This window comes from Streptomyces sp. A01, assembly GCF_059026195.1.
This window is the reverse complement of the sequence record NZ_JBWLKN010000014.1, coordinates 175,449-193,933: the sequence shown is the minus strand read 5'-3', so window position 1 is coordinate 193,933 and position 18,485 is coordinate 175,449. Positions and strand designations below refer to the sequence as shown.

The window sequence follows — 18,485 nt, the reverse complement described above, 5'->3', positions numbered from 1 at the left end:
TCGTACGTGCCCCGAGCAGCGGCCCGGCGGGCGCCGGGCCGGGCAGACCGCCCGCACCCGGCGCCCGCCGGGCTAGCTGCCTCCACTCGGCTCAGCTCGGCACTGCTCAGCTCAGCTCAGCTTGATCTTGCCGCCGGCCACGGTGACGTCCGCCGCGGGCAAGGGTTTGGTCGCCGGGCCTTGCTTGACGCTGCCGTCGGCGATGTCGAACTTGCTGCCGTGGCAGTTGCAGTTGATGGTTCCGTCAGCCACGGCCGCGACGGGGCAGCCCTTATGGGTGCAGATCGCCGAGAACGCCTTGAACTCGCCCGCCGCGGGCTGGGTCACGACCACCTTCTGCTTCTTGTAGACGACGCCACCACCCTCCGGGATCGCGCTCGCCTCCCCTAGTTCCTTGCCGCTCTCTCCGCTGCCTTCGTTGTCATCAGATCCACCGCAGGCGGCGATCGCGGCTGCGAGCCCGGCCGCTCCGACAGCGGCGACGACGGTGCGGCGGGTGGCGCCCCGCTCAGAGTCTGCCCGTTGCGTCATGGTGGTGCCTCCTGGTCCGGCGACGCTTCAGTGATCCCATACGGATGGGCGCAGCGTGGCGTTCAGCCGCTGAGTGAGGATGAGCGAGATGTACGGAAAACGACCTGTAACCGCGGAAGGTTCTCGGTGACGGCATTGTCCGTCGGCAGACGGGTGGCCGCCAGCAGGGGCAGCACCGTGCGGGGCCGTCCGGAGGACAGGAGTTCGACCGAAAGCGCAGTGCGTGCGGCCGCTACGACGTGGTCGTCAGCGAGCCCCCGCAGCGGCAGGGGTGGACGTCGCCGCGGGTGCCCGTGGCCGGCCGGTCAGGACGGCGTACGTCGGGCCAGGGCGGCGCCTACGCCTGCGGTTCCTCATCGGAGGGGGACACCCGGACATCCAGAAGGTGCTCCTTCCGGTGCGAGAGGAGCGCCGTCCGGGCGACGGGGGCCGGTGGGCTCAGACCGGCTCGGATGACCGGTCGAGGCGGTGGGCCGGGGTTCTCCAGGCACTCGCATGTTGTAGAAATAACCTACGCAGCATGGAGGCATTATGGGGGCGAACGATCGTTGGACCGTCGACTGCTACAACATGGTCGAAGCTGTTCCGCTTGTCATTCCTGAGGAGCTCTCGTGGATCGGTGATCTTCACGAGCGGGCCGCTCGCTACGGCGCCCGCCATGGCACGCCGATCCTGAACTTACCTACAGGCCACGCAGATCCGAGGATCAACCTCTTCTTCCGGACCGGCTCGATGGCGGGCGCGTCGATTAAGACGATGCGACGGTACGCCTACTCCCTTGCGGTGTGGCTGACCTTCCTCCACGTCTTCGACCGCCACTGGGACGAGGCGATGCCCAGCGACATCGAGGCGTACAAAGACTGGCGGATCACCGACGTCCGCAATCACGAGCGGGTCAAGGGCACGAGCTTCGACACCGACCGCGCCGCGCTCAACTGCTTCTACACCTAGGCGGCTCCCCGCTACCGGACGATCAACCCGGTGCCCTCCGTGCCCCGCGAGGCTCATGCGTCGAGGCCGTCTGGTCTGGTCGACAGGGACGGGAAGCCGACGGCAAGGAACGGGCGTGATCCCCTGAGGCCGGCGGCCAGCCGTCGACGCCAGGTGAAGTGGCTGCTGCGCAGCGGCTTCGAGCAGTGGCGCAATATCGGACTGCGCGGCTATGGGTTCGACGGCCTGAGACGCCCAGGGTGGCGCGGGTACAACGAGGACCGGGACGTCGCCTTCGTCGATGGCCTGTACGGCACCGGGGTGCGGTTTCAGGAGTGGGCCAGCATTCTCGACGTCGAGCTGCCGTTCGGCGCACGAGGGCGGTACCTGCGGACGTGGTTGGCCGCCGCGTGCATCAAGGGCTGTCCGGAGGAGGGCCGTTACTACAGGACCCCGCGGCGCGTGTTGATGGACTCGATTGCCTCGTATATGGACGAGGTGGAGGGGTCGCGGACGGAGGTGATCCGCCGGGCCCAGCGGGCAGGGCGCTACGACCGTTTGCCGGGGCTGCGGATCGTGACGGGCTACAGCGCGCGCACGCGGGAGCTGCACATCGAGTCGGCGTCCGGGGCCTCGGTGCCGATCTCCCTGGACGTGCTCGGGCCCGACGAGCGCCTGCGGCTGTTCCGCAGGACTCCCAAGGGGCTGGAGCCTCTCGCGGTGTGGCTCTCGCATGACGGCCTGCCGAAGAAGGTCGGAGGGTGGGAGGACACCTTCCGGGACGCCAACGAGCGCATCGCCGACCTGTGGGCCGACCTCTCGGCGGAAGAGCTGACGCCTGAGCAACGCGAGCGCCGCCGGTCACAGTGCCCGGTGTGGGCCCGGGCCCACATGTTGCGCCACTCCTTCGCTCTGCGCTGGTACTTGGTGTTGTCCATGGTGTGGGAGCCTCACCTGGACGGATACACCGACGAGCAGCTCAAAGACCTCCGGGATCAGTTCGGCGACGTCTGGTACGCGCTGTCGATCCTGCTGGGACACAGCCACCCGGACACGACGCGAGATCACTACCTGGCGCCGTTCACCGGGCTCCACGTCGACTACCTGATGGCGCTGCTCGACGAGGACGAGCAGACGGCGATGGACGCTCTTGTCCGGACCGCTGTAGCTGCCACCGGGGTGGCCCTGAGGGCCGTGGAGGATGTCCGATGAGCCGGGGCGGACAGCGAGCGAGTCTGCCGCCGGCCTCGTGGCAGCCACCGCAGCGCGGCATCGTGCCGGAGGGGTCCGGCACGCTGGTGCGATTCTTGGAGGAGTCGGGAAAAGGGTCCAGGACGTACGACTTCAGCACCTGCGAGGGAGCGCCCGAGCTGCAGCAGTGGCTGGCCCGGTGCTTCAGCCGTCGGGTTGGCACGGCCCGCACGTCATCCAAGCGCCTCAGGGCCGCGAACGGGCACTTCGATGCCCTGCGGGGATTCGCCCGAGTGCTCAACCAGGGGCAGACTCCGCCGACTTGCCCGCAGGAGCTTGCCGGTGCGCACATCCGCGCGTACGTGGAGTCCTACGAGGACCGTCCAAAGCGTCAGCACTCCGCGCTCAAGAGTCTGCGGACCGTACTGCGGGACGATCCGGAGATCCCTGAGGAGTTCCGCCAGAGTCTCTTCGACATCCGTGTGAAGAAGCCCGAGGAAATAAGCCCCGGCGCCTACGAGGACGAGGACTGGCAGGTGATCATGACGGCGGCGCGCCGAGACGTCCGCCTCGCTCGGGAGCGGATCGAAGCGGGACGCCGGCTCCTGGCGCGATGGCGCGCCGGCGATCTTGACCTCGGTCGACGCGAAGTCGAGGAGGGCGGACTCCTGGACATGTTCGACCGGACCGCCGATCTGCCACGTGGGTCTCGCTCGGGTGACTACAGCCGCACGGTGCAGCGGTGCCGTGGCTCTCGCCGCCTCATGGCGAAACTGTGTCTGACCAGGGCTGATGCGGTCGCGTTCTGTATTTTGCTGACGGCGCTGACCCAGGAGAACTTCGGCACCATCGCCACATGGCCAGCCGCGCACTTCCACCCGGAGGGGGCCCGGGACGACGAGCGGGTCGTCCTGGTCGAGGAGTCCAAACCCCGGCGCGGCCCCGAACGGGAACACATGATCGCGGCTCTGGAGCACCTGCCGGATGACGTGGCGGATCTCCTTGGGGTCGGCGCCGACGAGCCCCGCTCATGCGATCGCCGCTGCGCCTGTACGCACTCCTGCTCTCGCTCTCAGAGCTGCCGCGGCGCCACAGCGGGGAACACGCAGCCTTCGTCTCGCTCTACCCCACCGGCAGCCAACCGGGCCAACAGGCGGACCGCTGGGGCACAGGAATCGTGCCCCACGACGTCCTCAACTGGGCGCGCTCCCGCGGGTTCCGGGCGGCCCGGCACGCCACTCCCGGCAATCCAGAAGTAGACACGGTCAGGATCCGACAGACGGCACTAGAACGCCGCCAGCACCCCGTAGCGCACTCGCGCCGCACCCTCAACGACGTCTACCTCAAAGGCAGCGGCACAGTACGGGTCGACAGCCGGAGAGTCGTCGGCGCGGCCCTTCGCCAGGAGGTCGCCAAGGCCCGCGTGATCCAGTCAGTCCCGGTCTTCACCACCGAGTTCGTCGACTGGGCCCGCGAGAACCTGGGCAGGCCCGTGCCCAGTCGGGCCTGGAACCCCGGACGCTCAAGGACCTTCTCGACGCCCAGCGGGACACCGCCGCTGTCGCCTGTGTAGACCACCTCGCGAGCCCCGTCGCCGAGCCCGGCCAACCATGCCCAGCGTCCTTCCTGCAGTGCCTCACCTGCGAGAACGCCCGGGCACTGCCACATCACCTCCCCATTCAACTGGCCGTGCGCGACGGCATCCGCCAACGCCGTCCCCACCTCGACCCGCCGGTGTGGCAAGCCCGGTTCCTCGCTCCGCTCCAGCAACTGGAGGAAATCATCAAGCACTTCACCGATGCCGAGCGCGAGCAGGCCCAAGCCGATCTCGGCGTCGACCAACAGAGCCTGGTTGATGACCTTCTTGACGGCCGCTTGGACCTGCGATGACTACCGCAGCCGCCTTCCGCGCGGCACCGGAGGACATATGGCCGGCCGCCGACACCGTGGTCCTTCGCAACAGAATCCTGCGCGCCGGAACCGACCGGGATGCCCTGTCGCGCTTCGGCGACGGCGTCTGGCACATCAAGCCGGCCCACCCCGATGCACACATCAACATCACACCTCTGACCTGGGCCTACTACCCGACCGACTTCCAACTGCCTTTCAAGACGTTCTTCCTCGCCGCGCTCGACCACCCCAATCCGAGCAGCCCGGCCATCGTGCAGCGCGGCAATGAACGCGCGGGCGTCGCCACGTTCCGCTACTGATTCATCGACCTGCAGGTCTTCGCGGAGTGGCTCGTCGGCGCGGGCATCTCGCGCCTGTGCGATGTCACCGAGCAGCACCTCGACGCCTACCGTGCACATGTCCTGGCCCTGCCCCGCAAGCCAGGGCGGAAGGTGGACATCCTGGCCGCGGTGCGCACCCTGTGGCTGTACGGAAGGCATCTGCCGGCCGAAGGGCGCCTGGCCACCGGCTACCCCTGGCCCGGTGCCACCGACAAGGAGCTCAAAAGCCCCTCTGGAGGCCGGTCCAACAAGTGGCCACGGATCGCACCGGCGACCATGACCGCGTTGCTCGCCTGGGCACTGCACGTCATCGAGGCGGTCGGCCCCGAAGTACGAGACGCATGGGTCGCATACCAGCAGATGCAGACCGGGACACACGCCTCCCAGGCCGAATTCGACGGCCTGTCGAAGGAGGAACGCATCATGCGGTACATCGCCTGCTGCCGGCGAGATGGAACCCCGCTGCCCGGGCACCATCCCGACAGTGGGCAGCAGGGCATCAACTTCGGAGCCATCCAGCGAGTGCTCCATGTCCTCACGTTCACCGCGAGGCAAAAGCGCATCCTGCGGGAGTCGGGGCTGCCCGTCGCCGAGGACACCTACATCGGGCAGGTCACGGGCGTGATAGAAGGCCGCCCCTGGCAGGACTCACCCATCGCCGTCTCCGAACTGCGCCTTCTCGTACGCATGGTGGCCGCTGCCCGTTTCATAGTGATTTGTGACCTCAGTGGGGCGCGGCCCGGAGAGGTGCTCAATCTGCGGCCCGGCTGCCGGGACACCGACGAGGAGACCGGGGAACTGCTGATCGTCGGCCGCCGCGGCAAGGGCTACGACCGCGCCTCACTCCGGGATGTCCCAGAGCCCGAGGAGGAGGTCGACCAGCGGCCCTGGGTGGTCGTCGCCCCCGTGCATGACGCCATCGCCTTGCTGGAGAGCCTCGGCGACTACCCCTTCTTGTTCCCCGCCAGCTTCATCTACCCCCACACCGCAAGGCCCAACGACTTCAACGCCCGGCGGGGCGCGGCGATCAACAAGGATCTGGAGGACTTCGTGGAGTGGGTCAACGGCGCCTTCGGTGGCCCCGGCGCCGAGGTCCCCATTCCCTCAGATCCGACCAAGCACCTTCATGCGTCACGATTCCGCAGGACCCTGGCGTACTTCATCGTCCGGCGCCCCCGCGGACTGGTGGCCGCCGCACTGCAGTACGCCCATGTCCACACCAAAGTCACCCTGAACTATGCAGGCCGGGACGATTCGGCCTGGATGGACGACATCCAGCTGGAGACCCTGGAGATGGTGCTGGAACAGAACGAGGAGGACGCGCGTCTGCTGGAGAGCGGCGAACGCGTCTCCGGACCCTCCGCCGACGAGTATCGCCGCCGCGTGCGCAGACAAGCCCGGTTCGCGGGCCGCGTCGTCACCGCCGGCCGGAGCGTCCAGCGGCTGCTCGATCAGACGAACCCGGACATCCATCACGGCGAGGCCATGACCTGTGTGTGGCGACTTGAGACGGCCGCCTGCCGCAAGGCGGGGATGGAAGCAGGGCTGCCCGCCGAGGACGGTCCCAACGAAGGGGAGTGCCTGTCGAGCTGCGCCAATCTCGTCTACACCGACCGGAACATCGTCGAGCAACGGCGCCTCCAGAGACAGTGGACGGCCGCGGCAGCCGACCGGCTCAGCCCGCGCCCCCTGCGCGACCGGGCAGCCGCGCTGGCGGACAACAGCAGGGCCATCATCGAAGATCACTACGCGCACCCGGCCGATATCAATCCGACGACGAAGGAGGGGTGATGGGGCGCCGACCGCGTGACGAGGAAGCCGACCGGGCCGCGATCCGGGCCGCATCCGAACGGCTCCTGGCCGGCACCCCGCTGCGCTCGCAGTCCGGCAAGCTGACCGCTTCCCAGCTGATCACCGAGAGCGAGCTGCGGCGGGACGTGGTGTACCGGCACACCGATCTCATCCAGGACTTTCAAGCCCGTGCCAAGGCCCAGGACTCCACCCCGATCGCGATGCAGGAACTCGCCGAGGAGAACCGGCAACTCATCTCCGAGATCGGCGGGTTGAAGGATGAGCTCCGCCAGGAACAGACGAGGACCAAAACCCTCCGGATGATCATCGCAGAGCTCTCCCTCGAACTGGCTCAAACCAAGGCCGAGCTCGAGGGCTCCTCTGGCGTCACCAGGCTGCCGGATCGGCGCTGACAAGGCCATCGTAGGAAAGGGCCATGCTCGGCCGTGGTTCCTGCGGCGTCGAACAGGGGTCGTGGTCAGGCGCCCTGCTGCGCGAGGCAGCTGGCCAAGCTCGTCCCGGCAGCGGCCAGGGCATCGTTCATGGTGGTCAGGGCGGGGGCCGGGATAGCGCCTTGGCCGAGGCCGGCATCATGGACGAGGGCCTCGAGGTTCTTGCGTTGCTGGTCGTTGGCCACGGGGATCGGGCTGCGCAGGATCTCCCGTGCGGCGAAGGCGTCGCCCGCTTCGTCTGTGTCGTCAACCACCGTACGGGACAGCAGCTCCGTCAGGTTTTGGGAGTCGGCCGGGGCCAGGGTGATGACCGTCCGCGCCAGCCGTACGCGGAACATCCGGGTATACGGTGCGGGCGCCTCAACGGCGGCCTGTGCGGTGTCCAGGACGGTCGCGAAAAGTCCGTCCCGGGCGCGGCCCGCGATGGTCGCGGTGCCGTGCCGAAGGAGCTGGCGCACGGCCCCCTCCCACGGTTCGGTGATGTGCGCTTCGTCCAGCAGCGCGTCGGCGGTGTCCGGGTCGTTCGCGTGCCAGGCGGCGACGATACGGGCCTGCCTGCTGTCGAACAGCCGGTCGGGCTCGGCGTCGTACGCGGTGGCGTGCTGGGCGGCCTTGGCCCACTGGCCGGTGGCGGCCAGTAGGCGGGTGCCGTCGTCCGTCATCACGAACCGCAGCCACGGCTGGATGTGGCGCACGGTGGCCGGGGTGGTGAACCGGGTGAGGTCGATGCACTGCCCGTGGAGCGTCACGGTGCCGCCGTGGTGCACGGCCTGGTGCAGGTCGGCCAACTGTCGGTAGGCGGCGTCTGGGTTGCCGGAGCGGGCGGTCAGGCGGAGCAGGTTGATCATCGGCTGGAGCGCCGCGATGGCGACGTCGCCGTTGACGGGCCAGGCCGTCTCGAACAGGCGAAGCTGGCGGACGCACAGGTCGGTGGCCAAGTCGGGGAACCCGCAGTCGGAGGCGATCAGCGCGGACAGGTTCCAGGTGGCGCAGGCGGCGTTGATCCGGTCGTTGAGCGGGCCGGTTTGAACGGACTTATCGGCGCAGGTGCGCAGTTCCTCGATGCGGGCGGTGAGGCTGGGATACACCAGGTGGGGTCGGCAGACCAGCGGGAACCGTGCGGCGGCCCGGTGGGCTGCGGTCGGTGGGGGCATGGTCGTCACGGTGTGGGCCTTTCCGGAGCGTCGGGGTCGTGGTGCAGGACCGTGGCCGTGGCCGCGTGCGCGAGGACGCTCTGGGTGCGGGCGTGCAGGCCGATGCGGTTCCAGTGGAAGATCACGTGGTAGGCCACGACTTGGCGCAGTCCGCGGTCAAGGGCTCCGTCGCGGTTGGCGGTGCCGAGGTCCGAGCCCGCGTGGCGGAACGCGTGGACCCAGTCGGCGGCGCGCTTGAGGGTCTGATCGGACTGGAGCATCGGGCCGGTGGGGCGGGTGTCGGCGAGGAGGAGGTGCCGCAGGTCTGCGGTCATGGTGTGGATCTTGGCGGACGGTACGTCGGACGGCAGTGGGCGTTCCTGGGCGACGCGGTGCCAGACGTCGCCTTGCTCGTACCACTCCAGTCCGGCCGCGCGCATCAGGGTGGCGCACAGCAGCAGGGACATCTCGCGGCGGCCCAGGTCGCCGTGGGGTGTGGTGAGGATGGCGCGGCTGTCGGCGTGGAAGAGGGTGTGGGCGATGGCCATGCTGGTGTCGCCGCCGAAGGCCGCGGTCTCGGGTTCGTAGATGCCGGGCCACCAGCGTCCGACTCGTCCGTCGGCGGCGAGTTCGTCCAGGGCGGCGGGGATCGCTGGAGGTAACTGCGCCCCGTCGGGCAGGAGTAGGCGCATCCGCCAGCAGGGGTGCTTGCGGATGAACCACCATCCGGTGATCAGCCCGTCGTGTTCGGCCAGGTCCAGGGCGGGGGCGATGTGGTCGGCGACGGTCTGTTCGGCCTTGGCCCAGTCGGTGAACTGGACGTACAGCTGACGCCAGGCGGGGATGTGGGTCTGGCGGGCGAGAGCCTGCTGTCCGGCCTGCTGATAGACGGCGACGGCAGCGGCCAGGTCGGCAGGGTCGAGTCCGGCGCGGGCGGCGGTGGTGTCCGGGCTGGCTCCGGCCAGCACGTCCCCTACGGCGGCCAGCGCCGCTTCCAGCGGGGCGAGCGGGTTCAGTCGATCAGCAGGCATGCGTCCCATCCGGAGGTCGGTGCCGTGGCGTGGGCAGCGGTGGTCAGGGCGAGGGCGGTTCCGGCGTCGCCCTGCAGCAGACCGGGATCAGGGCCCGGGCCGGCGTGACGGGCAAGGGCGTCGGCCAGGCCGGGCAGTGCGGCGCCCAGAGCAGGGGCGGCGGCGTCACGGGCCGCGCGCCAGGCGGTCTGGTAGATGCCGGCCCAGCCGTGGCACAGGCCGGTGTCAACGATCGTGGACAGCTGGCCGGGGTCGGTCAGGCAGCGGGCCATGGCGGTCTCGTACAGGTGCTGGCGTGCCGCGTCGCGGCGGGCGAGGGCGGCGAGCTGTCCGGCGCGGGCTATGCCGGGGGTGCCATAGCACCAGCTGGGCCGGGCCGGGTCGCGCTGGGCGGGAAGGCCGGCGCGGAGTTCGTCGAGGTGGAGGTGTTCGGGCCACCAAGGTCCGGCGGGCCCGTCCTGCCGCCACGTGTCGAGCCAGTGGAGGACGGTGTCGATGGCGTCTTCGTGGCGGTCGACGGTCACGCCTTGGCGCAGGGCGCGGGCAAGGAGCAGTAGTGGGCCGCAAATGCCGTGTGCTGTACCGAAGTTGGCGTGCCCGTCGGGGACGGCGGACGGGGTGAGGTCGGGCTGGTGGTCGACCCACCAGCCGGGCAGAAATCCCTGGCCGCCGTCCCTGATGGGGAGGGTCAGCCGCACGAGGTAGGCCAGGACGGGTTCCATCGCGGAGCCAGACGGGGACCGGCGCAGCAGGTACGCGCCGATACCCGTCAGCCCGTAGAAAACGTCGTACTCATGGAAGCTGGCCGGGCGCCCGCTGCGCATGCGCGCCTGGGCCGCGTCGGCTCGCCGGTGGGCGAGTTCGGTGATGTGCCGGTCCACGGCTGACAGCGCGTCCTGGTACCGGGGTGCGTCGGGGGTGACGGCGCAGTCGAGCATGAAGGCGACGGCGGGCGCCCCCAGGTACAGGCCGCTGGTGTCGGCGGCGCTGATGTCGGTGGCGACGGCGGTCTTGATCCAGGCGTGGGCCTGCTGCCAGGTGCCGTGTCCGGTACGGGCGCGCTCGATGTGGAGGAGCGCGGTTCCGGTGGCACCTGTGGCCAGGGCCTGTGCCGCCCAGGGCTGGTCTTCGGGCGGCGGGGCGGGGATGGCCAGATGGCGGGCGAAGGCATCTGCCAGCAGGGCCGGGCTGGTTGTCGTGGTCACGGCTGCCGCTCCCGGTGTCGCAGGGCGCAGGCTCGGGTGAGCCGGCCGGTGGCGCGTTCGTGATCGGGGTCGACGGGCAGCGCCCGGATGTGGTGCTGGTGGAGTAGCGACCGCAGCATGCTGTCGGGGTCTCGCTGGGTGGCCAACTGCTCCCGGTATGCGGTCAGGGCGGCAGCGCGCCCTTGCCAGGCGGCGGCGACATCGGGGCCGCCGGGCAGGGCCAGCAGGGCGGTGTGCTCGGGATCGGCCAGTTCCAGGGCCAGCGTGGTTCGGTCCCGGGAGAGGGGGCCGTGCTCCTGGGGCAGGGTGCGGATCAGCCAGTCGGCCGCCTGTCGCGGGTCGCCGGTGAACTGCACGGTCAGGTCGAGCATGCTCGCGGCGGTGAGTGCCTGCCCCGTGGCTGGGTCGTCGGCGGCGGCACGTATCTGCGCCACGCTGGCGGACGAGTCCGCGGCGAACACCTGGTGCGCGGAGTCCAGGGCCGGGCCGTGTCCGTACCGGCCGGTGTGCGGCAGGTAGGTGGCCAGCTCCAGGTGGGAGGCCAGGCGCTGACGGTGGAGTGAATTGGCCCAGGCGTGGACCAGTTGGGCGGCCGGGCCGTAGTCGTCCGGGGTGGGCAGGTGAAGGTACAGGGCCAGGTGCTGGCCGGAGTCCGGGCGGGTGGTGTCGCGGTGACGCCGGAACCACCAGGTCGGCACGGTGGCGAACTGGTCGAGCAGACCGGGCAGGTGGCCGGTCAGGATCTCGTCATGCCGCTGGGGGTGCGCGAACAGGCGGGCGTACAGGACAGTGGAGCGGCCCGGCATCAGGGGGCCGGCGACTGCGGGCCCCGGCCGGCGCGGGACCGTGCCGGCCGGGGCGGAGTTCGCCAGAGGAATCAGCAGCTGGTGGGGGCGGCCGATCCACGCCCGGTCCTGTGGGGTGGTGGTTTCACGCAGCTCGACAAGGTGGGTCCTCTCCACGCAGGCGCGCAGCAGCGCCCGGTGAATCTGCTGGTCAAGGTCGATGGGCAGCTGCTGGTCGTTCTCGACCAGGGCAATGCGGTCCGGGACGCGAAGCCGGTCGCGCCATCGGTCCAGCGCCTTGTCCCACTCGGCCATGGGCGCGGACCGGGCGGGCAGTTCCCCGGCGGTCAGCAGCCATCGGGCGGGCGCGAGGATGGTCCGCTTGTACCGGACGCGCGGCAGGTAGGGCAGGGTGGCGGCGACGCCGAAGGTGAACGTCCTGTAGGCGGCGCTGCGGGCGGTGGTGATCTCCGCCAGGAACCGGGCGAGCGGCGGCGTATGGACGGACGCCTCCAGTGCGTGGGGGACGCACGGCTCGACGTGCTGCCCGGTCGAGGTGCGGATCAGGTAGAACCGGCGGGAGTCGGCGATCACCGCCAGGTCGTCGAGCGGGATCACGCCGGGACCGGGCTCGTGGTGCTGACCGAGGGGGATGGTGTGCGGCAGGACCTGCAGGGTGCGGGCGACGTTCTCGTTGCGACGCCGCCGCGGAGTGAACGACAGCTGCGCCGGGATCGCGCCGGGGCTTGCGGTTGCGTACGAGTCGGTGAGCGCGGACTGCGCGGGCCGCGGAAGCAGGTGCGCGAAGCGGCCGAACATGCTGCTGCCGGGGCGGGGCGCTCCGGTGACCAACAGCTGGTAGTCGCCCCGCTGCACGGCATCCAGGGTGGGAGCGTGGATCTCCACGGCGATCTCTGCCCGGGGTACGGGCAGGGGTGGTTCGGTGTGGTCGCCGGTCAGATCGGCGATCGTCGCCCGGGTGAGGACGAGCTCGCGGCGGCCGTCGAGCGTCACCTCCTGGAGCAGGCGCAGGATCTTCTCGTCCCGGTCGGTCATCTGATACGGCGGCCGGGTGCGGTCGGAGCCCAGGAAGCCCGCGGGCATGCCGAGGCCGCTGTCGGCGACCAGGTCACGAACCGGCACCGCGGAGTCGGTGCCATACCGGTCGAGGAAACGCTGGTGGTAGTCGCGCCACCGCGGATACCCGTAAGGGTGCGGCGACAGCTGGTGCGTGACCTGGGCTGCTTCGGCGGCTTCGTTCAGCAGGGCCTCGGGGATATCGGGGGTGCAGTCCAGTGCGGCGTCGACCAGCAGCGGGACCGGGGCGACGGAGCTGAGGCGCTGCATGTCCTGGACGAGGACAGAGCCGGATGCCCAGGAGGCTGTGCCGGTGGGCTGGTCGATCCGGTCGCGGATGGCAGCAAGCTGGGACGCCAGGTCGGCGACGTCGGGGATGCTGGCCGCGTCGGCTTTGTCCAGCTGGGTGCACACGTGGGGGAGCGGGTCGACTGACGTCATCGGGGGCCACAGACTGCTGATCAGGATGTGCTTGTCCAGCAGGTCGGCGATCAGGTCGGCGAGCTGGTCGGGGCGCGCGGTGGGGAACTGGCCGGCCAGGCGGCGCACCAGCTCGCCGTACGGGATCGGGGTGTGGGCGGCGGTGAGCGCGGTGGCCACGGGGCGGGTGAGGCGGATGGACAGCTCGACGGGGGCGACGTGCGGGGTGTGCGCGTCGGTCGGTTTTCCGTCCACCACGTGCCGGTTTCCGCGCGTGCGGCCGGTGTTGTTGGCGACGACGCTCAGCCTGGCGAGGAGGGCGGGGCTGGTCTCCAGTTGCGTGATCACGTCCGTCATCCAGTCGGAATCGGGCCGGAGGATCGTTTGGTAACCGTCTCCCCACTGGACTCGTGCGGTGTGAGCCGGCCGTGCGGGAGAGACTCCCGCGAACACTCCGAACGGTGTGGGGCGGTGGTTCCAGCGCAGCAGGTAGGCGGCCACGGACCGGACGGCCCGGCGGATTCGGCGGGCGTCGGTGAGGGTGCCGTTCAGGATCTCGGTGACGCGCTGGCACAGCACGGGGCTGGCGGCGGACAGCGCGTCGGGTACTGGGTCGTGCCACACCGCGGCCAGCCACTGGCGGCCCTGGGCGGGGACGTTGTCGCCGTACAGGTCGAGATCCGGAATGGGTATCTGGCGGGAGGCGGTGGAGGCCCGCAGCAGCGCTCCGGGCTGCCACTGGTAGGTGATGGGTGATCTGCGTGCCACTGGTCCCCTTCTCGTATGGGATGGAGTGCGCAACAGGTGCCGCCGGGGCGACAGCCGACCGGCTGCCGCCCCGGCGACGGGAGGGACGCGTCAGGCAGCGTCCTCGATGGTGGAGGCGCAGGAGCTGGCCCCGTTGGTGCAGGTGTTGCCGCAGCCGTCGCTGGTCGGGCAGTTGAAGTTGTAGACGGGGCTCTCGGAGACGACGACGCGGACATCCAACTGGAAGTCGTCGTCGGCGAGGTCCTCGATCGGCAGCCCGGCCGGGGCGGTGACGCTGTCGAGTACGGCAGTAGTCATGTGATCCACTCTCTGTTCCGATGGGATGGTGCGAGAGACCTGGCCAAGCGCCGCGTTCTACGCGACCGGCCAGGAGATCGAGATCCGGCTGTGCTCCTTGCCGATGATCCGGTCGCCGGTGATCCGGTCATCGGGCGTGCTCGCCGGGTAGACGGCGATGCGCGGGCCGGGACCGCCGCGGTATTCCCTGCCCCAGGTGCGGACGATGTCAGCCAGCCGCTCGGCGAAGGCTTCCCCCCCAGGGCCGTAGGCGTGGAACCCGAATTCCGCGGTCTTCTTCTCCGCGTCGCGGCGCACCACGATGTACCCCAAGTCCGGGCCGTCGATCGCGACCATCGAGAACCCGAGGTTGGTGGGGCCGATCGCGCCGGTAGCCAGTTCGGGGTCGATGGACATGCTGCAATACGTCGGCACGTGCGCCGCCAGATACATCTGGAGGGTGCCGATGGGCTCCTGACTGGCGACGGTCACCCCGGTCCACGTCTCGGCGCGGTCGGTGTCCAGCACGCCGTCCAGCAGCGAGGGTTGGGCGGGCAGCCCCTCGTCGAAGTACAGGGTGACGCCCTTGTCTCCGGGCAGCTGCATCACTTGCTGGGAGTGGGTGCCGGCACCCTGCACCGGAACGAAACCGCACACATGGGCGCTGGTGGCGACCAGGTGGTCGCCCTGCCGGACGAACCCGTAGGTGCGGCTCAGGCCGTTGATGCGGAGCGGCACGACGAGCCGGCCGTCGTCCTTGAGCTGGTCGATCCAGGCGGGCGGGATGTCCCAGGCGCCGACGGTCACCATGATCGCGTCGTAGGGGGCGTTCTTGGCATAGCCGTCCTCGGCATCAGCGACGACGACGTTGACGTCGGTGTAGCCCGCCTCGGAGAGGAAGCGCTCGGCGCGGGCGGCGGGCGCGGGGTCGATGTCGACGGTGGTGACCTGTCCGGTGGCTCCCGCAAGCTCCGCGATGTACGCAGCATTCGGCCCGTTGGTGCCGATCTCCAGCACGTTGTCGCCGGGACGGATGTCGGCCTGCTCCAACTGCATCGCCTGGATCTGCGGAGCGGACACCGAGCTGGTGTGATTGCCGTGCTCGTCCTCCTGGGTGACCACGGCGTTGTAGGTGCTGTAGGCGTCGTCGAGCGACGCCTCCGGTACGGCCAGGTGCCGGGGCACCTTGCGCATGGCGGCCTCGACGCCGGGCGACACGATCGTGCCGTCCTCTTTGAGCTGGTCGACGGTCTTGTTGCGCAGCTCGGTCGCCTGGTTCTCGTCGGGCAGTTCGGTCATGTGGCTGGTCTCCTCGTGGTGCGTGTACGCGAAACCGTGATGATGTCGGTGTGCGTGTCGCTGCGCCATGCGGCCCTCTGGCCAAGGTTGAGATTCAGCCTTCTGTGGCCGGTCGGTTTGTCGTACGGCTTGCTGGTGCGGTATCAGCGGCAGTGACCAGCAGGGGGAGTCGGGATGCTGTGCTGCTGGCCACGACCACCAGGTGGTCACGCCCCTCGGCCGTTCGACCTGTCCAGGTTTCTCGACCGAGGGACGGTGACTCGGTCCGGCATGGTGCTCACGGGGGTGCCAGGCCGGGCGTTTCGTCCAGTGATCGTGCGGGCCGTGGAGGGACGTCCATGCGGCCACCGGCGATCAGGGGTTGACGCGGAGTGGCGCAGCGGCAGGCGCGCGTCTGCGGACCGTGAGCCAGGCCAGCGGTGTGATCGGGCGTCGCCATGGCGTTGATCGCTGTATGGGATGGCTGCACTTCGGCGAAGTCACGGGCGGGGACTGCGGCGGCCGTGGCGGACGTCAGCCGGGGCGGAGGCGGGTGCGTGATCGGTCACGGTGGCGGTCACCTTCTCCTCCCGGGTCGCGCGGGGTGTACGGCGGGCGTCATCGCAGCACGTCCTTTCGCTCGTAGATGCGGTGGCGGGAGCGCGTCCCGATCAGGGAGCGGGCCCTTCCTCGACGAGCCAGCCCGCAGCGGCTTCGGCCAACTCGCGGCGGCGCGCGGCGTCCTGGGCGGTGCGGTGCGGTGTGACGCCGCTGGCGTGGGCGGCGACCAGGAACGCGCCGTCGGCGGCGATGCGGCGGCACAGCGCCGCGAACGCGTCCTGGCCAGTCGCAAGCGAGGCCAGGGAGAAAGCGACGATTCCCCGTGCGGTTCCCTCTGCCACCAGGGTCACCGCACGCATCCACCCGAGACGGTACTCAAGCGGCTGGCTGCCGTCTTCGTCGCGGATGGTCTCGGTCACAGGCCAGTCGCGGGCGTGGGCGTACTGCTGAAGATGCTCGGCGATCAACGCCGCGGCGTCGTCCTCGGCGGCACAGATGTACAGAGCAACCGGAACCCGGCGGCGGGGAAACAGAGCAATCGACATACCCTCAGGGTCACGAAACGATCACCACAAGTGAATGCACGCCGGGTGGCAGTGGCCAAAGTCGTTCCGGGCTGGGCGCGACGCTCCTCGGTAGCAGCGCGACCGGGTCGGTGCTGGGTACTACGGGGCGTGGTAGTCGCGGCGGGTCACCCGGCCAGCAGATCGGCGCCGAGGACGCCACCGAGCTTGCGCAGCGCGCCCTTGTTCGCCTGCCCGATACGTCGCCCGACGATCACGGGCAGGGCCTGGTGCCGAGCCCATTCCGGGTGTTCTGTGCACACCTCCATCAGACTGTCCAAGGCGGCGTCCCACGTCCGCGCGTCGCACTGAGCCGCGGCCAGATCCAGCGCGAGCCGGTTCTGAGTGGCCTGCTGAAGCGCGGAGCGGTCGCCCATGCTCTTGCCCAAGGTGAGGGCCTTGCCGGCCTGGCCGAGGGCGACGTTGATGCCGACCGCCTGGGCGGCGGCGTACACGGGTCCGAAGGACACGCCGTTCGTGGTCAGGTCGCCGCCCATCCGCGCACCGACGGCGTGGGCGTGGCTGAGCAGGTCTCCGGCCCCGTCGGCGTTGCCCCTGCGAGAAGCGACCACCGCGGCGAAGGCGATGTGGCAACCGTAGACGGCCAGCCGCTTCGGGTCGCTGTCGCTGTAACGGGGCTCGATGGAAGTGGCGGCCCGCTCGGCGACCTGCTGGGCCTGCTCCAGGCGCGCATCGCGCAGGTAGACCCAGGAACGCCCCGAGGCCACCAGCGCCTCCCGCAGAGGGTCGGACGCCTGATCGGCCTGGGCTTGGGCGTGCCCCACGGCCGCGTACGCCAGATCGCGGGCGCCCATGAGGTTGGCGCAATACGCGGCTAGCCGGTAGCAGTCCGACAGCACGCCACGTGCCGCGCACACCCGGTCGGTCGTTGTTGCGGCCACTGCGGCGGCGGCCTGTCCCACCAGCGGCGCGGCCATGCGCGCCGCCCCGGAGTAGTCCCCCTGCTGGTACAGCTTCCACGCCGCTGCGAGCGCGGCGGCGTGCGCCTGCTCGTCGGGGGGAGGGGCGTCGGTCCCGATCCCGGCGGCGGTGTCGTGGACGGCCAGTGACAGCTGCCGCATCGCGGCGCGGTCGGCCGCCGCCATCGCGCGGCGCGGAGTTTGCTGCCCGAGCAGTACCGACACATCCGAGTGCAGGGCCTCCGAGACGCGCATCAGCGTCGGCAGGCTCACGGTGCCGTTCTGCTCGATCTTGCGGATCGTGCCGACCGACACCCCGGCGGCCTCTGCCAGCGACTCTTGCGTGAAGTCGGTGCCCCGCAGCAGTTTGACCCGTTGGCCGGTGGAGTAGTTGTCCCAACTGCCCATGCCCAAGCCCCACTTCCGCGATTGGCCGCACAGGCGACGGTACGCGCATTCACCTCCAGCGGGTAGAAGGTCCACTCCATCGGGTCCGGGTCGCCGCGGGTGATCGGCGGTCACGCACTCACGCTGGGGCAGGAAGAACGTCCAGCAGCCCGGCCAGTCGCGCGACGGTGTCGGCCCGACCGTCGGCGTGCACCGTGGTGATCCCCAGTGCGGCGGCCGGGGGCAGGTTCACCGGGTTGTCGTCGACGAACACGCACGCGCTGCCGGGCAGGCCCATGCGCTCCAGCGTGCGCTGGTAAATCAGCGGATCGGGCTTGGCCACGCCTTCCCGCTCGGAGATCACCGTGACGTCGAACAGCTCCCAAACGCCCAGTGCCCGGTACGGGTCATAAGGGGCCAGGCCGAAGGAGTTCGACAGCATGGCCACGGTGTACCCGGCCCTGCGAGCGGCCCGCGCGAGCGCGATCATGTCGGCAGCCGGGCGAACAGCTGCCCACGCCTGGCCCATCAGATTGTGATGGTCCGCAATGCCCATCAGCGCGGCGGTACAGCGGTTCCACTCCGCCTGCGGCAGTTGCCCGATCTCCAACGCCTTATACAGCGCGCGCCCTTCGGGATGGTCCTCCAGAGTGTCGCCCCACGCGGTCGAGGGAAGTTCCTGGGACAGGCACCATGAGCGGTGAGCGGACTCGACTTCGTCGGTCAACACCCCCACGAAGTCCAAGATCAGCCCCCGGTAGGGGGCGCGCCCGTCAGAGCTCTGCGCCACGCTTACACCAGCCTTCCACTCAAGATTCGACACCGCGAACGTACCCGTCCCTGCTCGCGGAATCGGAGGCAGACGGCCATGGGGAACCGCATTCACGGTCGACCGACGCCTCACCACCCGGGGATCCGGACAGCACGAAGCAACGCAGTAACGTCATGTGCACCA

17 protein-coding genes are annotated in these 18,485 nt (G+C 69.9%); 6 read left to right on the top strand and 11 right to left on the bottom strand.

Features of this window, described 5'->3' with window-relative positions:
- Positions 1 to 111: 111 nt before the first annotated feature.
- The gene (locus AC5P1B_RS20725; protein ID WP_493888804.1) at positions 112 to 531 is read right to left on the bottom strand and encodes a Rieske (2Fe-2S) protein; all 420 of its coding nucleotides are present in this window, start codon (positions 529 to 531) and stop codon (positions 112 to 114) included.
- Positions 532 to 1,062: 531 nt separating this feature from the next.
- Between AC5P1B_RS20725 and AC5P1B_RS20720 the strand changes: the two genes are divergently transcribed.
- From AC5P1B_RS20720 to AC5P1B_RS20710, 3 genes are all read left to right on the top strand, one after another.
- A complete protein-coding gene (locus AC5P1B_RS20720) occupies positions 1,063 to 1,482 on the top strand; it encodes a site-specific integrase (protein ID WP_493888803.1) in 420 nt (139 codons plus the stop codon).
- Positions 1,483 to 1,635: 153 nt separating this feature from the next.
- Positions 1,636 to 2,673, top strand: coding sequence for a hypothetical protein (locus AC5P1B_RS20715; protein WP_493888802.1), 1,038 nt, complete (start codon positions 1,636 to 1,638; stop codon positions 2,671 to 2,673).
- Positions 2,670 to 3,911, top strand: coding sequence for a hypothetical protein (locus tag AC5P1B_RS20710; protein WP_493888801.1), 1,242 nt, complete (start codon positions 2,670 to 2,672; stop codon positions 3,909 to 3,911). The genes AC5P1B_RS20715 and AC5P1B_RS20710 overlap by 4 nt, the downstream gene beginning before the upstream one ends.
- Positions 3,912 to 3,990: 79 nt before the next feature.
- On the opposite strand, the gene AC5P1B_RS20705 is transcribed toward AC5P1B_RS20710, so the two are convergent.
- Entirely contained in the window at positions 3,991 to 4,494 is a 504-nt protein-coding gene (locus AC5P1B_RS20705) for a hypothetical protein (protein WP_493888800.1), read from the bottom strand.
- Positions 4,495 to 4,538: 44 nt separating this feature from the next.
- Here AC5P1B_RS20705 and AC5P1B_RS20700 point away from each other — a divergent pair, with 44 nt between their 5' ends.
- The 3 genes from AC5P1B_RS20700 to AC5P1B_RS20690 all read left to right on the top strand — a co-directional run bounded on the left by AC5P1B_RS20700 (position 4,539) and on the right by AC5P1B_RS20690 (position 7,087).
- Positions 4,539 to 4,862 (top strand): hypothetical protein, encoded by a 324-nt coding sequence (locus tag AC5P1B_RS20700; protein ID WP_493888799.1) that lies wholly within the window; start codon positions 4,539 to 4,541, stop codon positions 4,860 to 4,862.
- 132 nt (positions 4,863 to 4,994) lie between these two features.
- Positions 4,995 to 6,674, top strand: a complete 1,680-nt coding sequence (locus AC5P1B_RS20695) for a site-specific integrase (protein WP_493888798.1) — start codon at positions 4,995 to 4,997, stop codon at positions 6,672 to 6,674.
- The gene (locus AC5P1B_RS20690; RefSeq protein WP_493888797.1) at positions 6,674 to 7,087 is read left to right on the top strand and encodes a hypothetical protein; all 414 of its coding nucleotides are present in this window, start codon (positions 6,674 to 6,676) and stop codon (positions 7,085 to 7,087) included. The genes AC5P1B_RS20695 and AC5P1B_RS20690 overlap by 1 nt, the downstream gene beginning before the upstream one ends.
- A gap of 65 nt (positions 7,088 to 7,152) precedes the next feature.
- On the opposite strand, the gene AC5P1B_RS20685 is transcribed toward AC5P1B_RS20690, so the two are convergent.
- From AC5P1B_RS20685 to AC5P1B_RS20645, 9 genes are all read right to left on the bottom strand, one after another.
- Positions 7,153 to 8,280 (bottom strand): hypothetical protein, encoded by a 1,128-nt coding sequence (locus tag AC5P1B_RS20685; RefSeq protein WP_493888796.1) that lies wholly within the window; start codon positions 8,278 to 8,280, stop codon positions 7,153 to 7,155.
- Positions 8,281 to 8,285: 5 nt separating this feature from the next.
- The gene (locus AC5P1B_RS20680) at positions 8,286 to 9,290 is read right to left on the bottom strand and encodes a thiopeptide-type bacteriocin biosynthesis protein (RefSeq protein WP_493888795.1); all 1,005 of its coding nucleotides are present in this window, start codon (positions 9,288 to 9,290) and stop codon (positions 8,286 to 8,288) included.
- Positions 9,272 to 10,495, bottom strand: a complete 1,224-nt coding sequence (locus tag AC5P1B_RS20675) for a lanthionine synthetase C family protein (RefSeq protein ID WP_493888794.1) — start codon at positions 10,493 to 10,495, stop codon at positions 9,272 to 9,274. The genes AC5P1B_RS20680 and AC5P1B_RS20675 overlap by 19 nt, the downstream gene beginning before the upstream one ends.
- A complete protein-coding gene (locus AC5P1B_RS20670) occupies positions 10,492 to 13,545 on the bottom strand; it encodes a lantibiotic dehydratase (RefSeq protein WP_493888793.1) in 3,054 nt (1,017 codons plus the stop codon). Before AC5P1B_RS20670 ends, AC5P1B_RS20675 begins: the two co-directional genes overlap by 4 nt.
- Positions 13,546 to 13,635: 90 nt before the next feature.
- On the bottom strand, positions 13,636 to 13,842 hold the full coding sequence (locus tag AC5P1B_RS20665) for an FxLD family lanthipeptide (RefSeq protein WP_493888792.1): 207 nt from the start codon (positions 13,840 to 13,842) through the stop codon (positions 13,636 to 13,638).
- 57 nt (positions 13,843 to 13,899) lie between these two features.
- Positions 13,900 to 15,120: a methyltransferase, FxLD system gene (gene fxlM / locus AC5P1B_RS20660; protein WP_493888791.1), complete on the bottom strand. Its 1,221-nt coding sequence runs from the start codon at positions 15,118 to 15,120 to the stop codon at positions 13,900 to 13,902.
- A gap of 650 nt (positions 15,121 to 15,770) precedes the next feature.
- On the bottom strand, positions 15,771 to 16,205 hold the full coding sequence (locus AC5P1B_RS20655; RefSeq protein WP_493888790.1) for a hypothetical protein: 435 nt from the start codon (positions 16,203 to 16,205) through the stop codon (positions 15,771 to 15,773).
- Positions 16,206 to 16,351: 146 nt separating this feature from the next.
- Positions 16,352 to 17,551, bottom strand: coding sequence for a helix-turn-helix domain-containing protein (locus tag AC5P1B_RS20650; protein WP_493888789.1), 1,200 nt, complete (start codon positions 17,549 to 17,551; stop codon positions 16,352 to 16,354).
- 118 nt (positions 17,552 to 17,669) lie between these two features.
- Positions 17,670 to 18,353, bottom strand: coding sequence for an HAD-IA family hydrolase (locus tag AC5P1B_RS20645; RefSeq protein WP_493888788.1), 684 nt, complete (start codon positions 18,351 to 18,353; stop codon positions 17,670 to 17,672).
- Between the last annotated feature and the right edge of the window lie 132 nt (positions 18,354 to 18,485).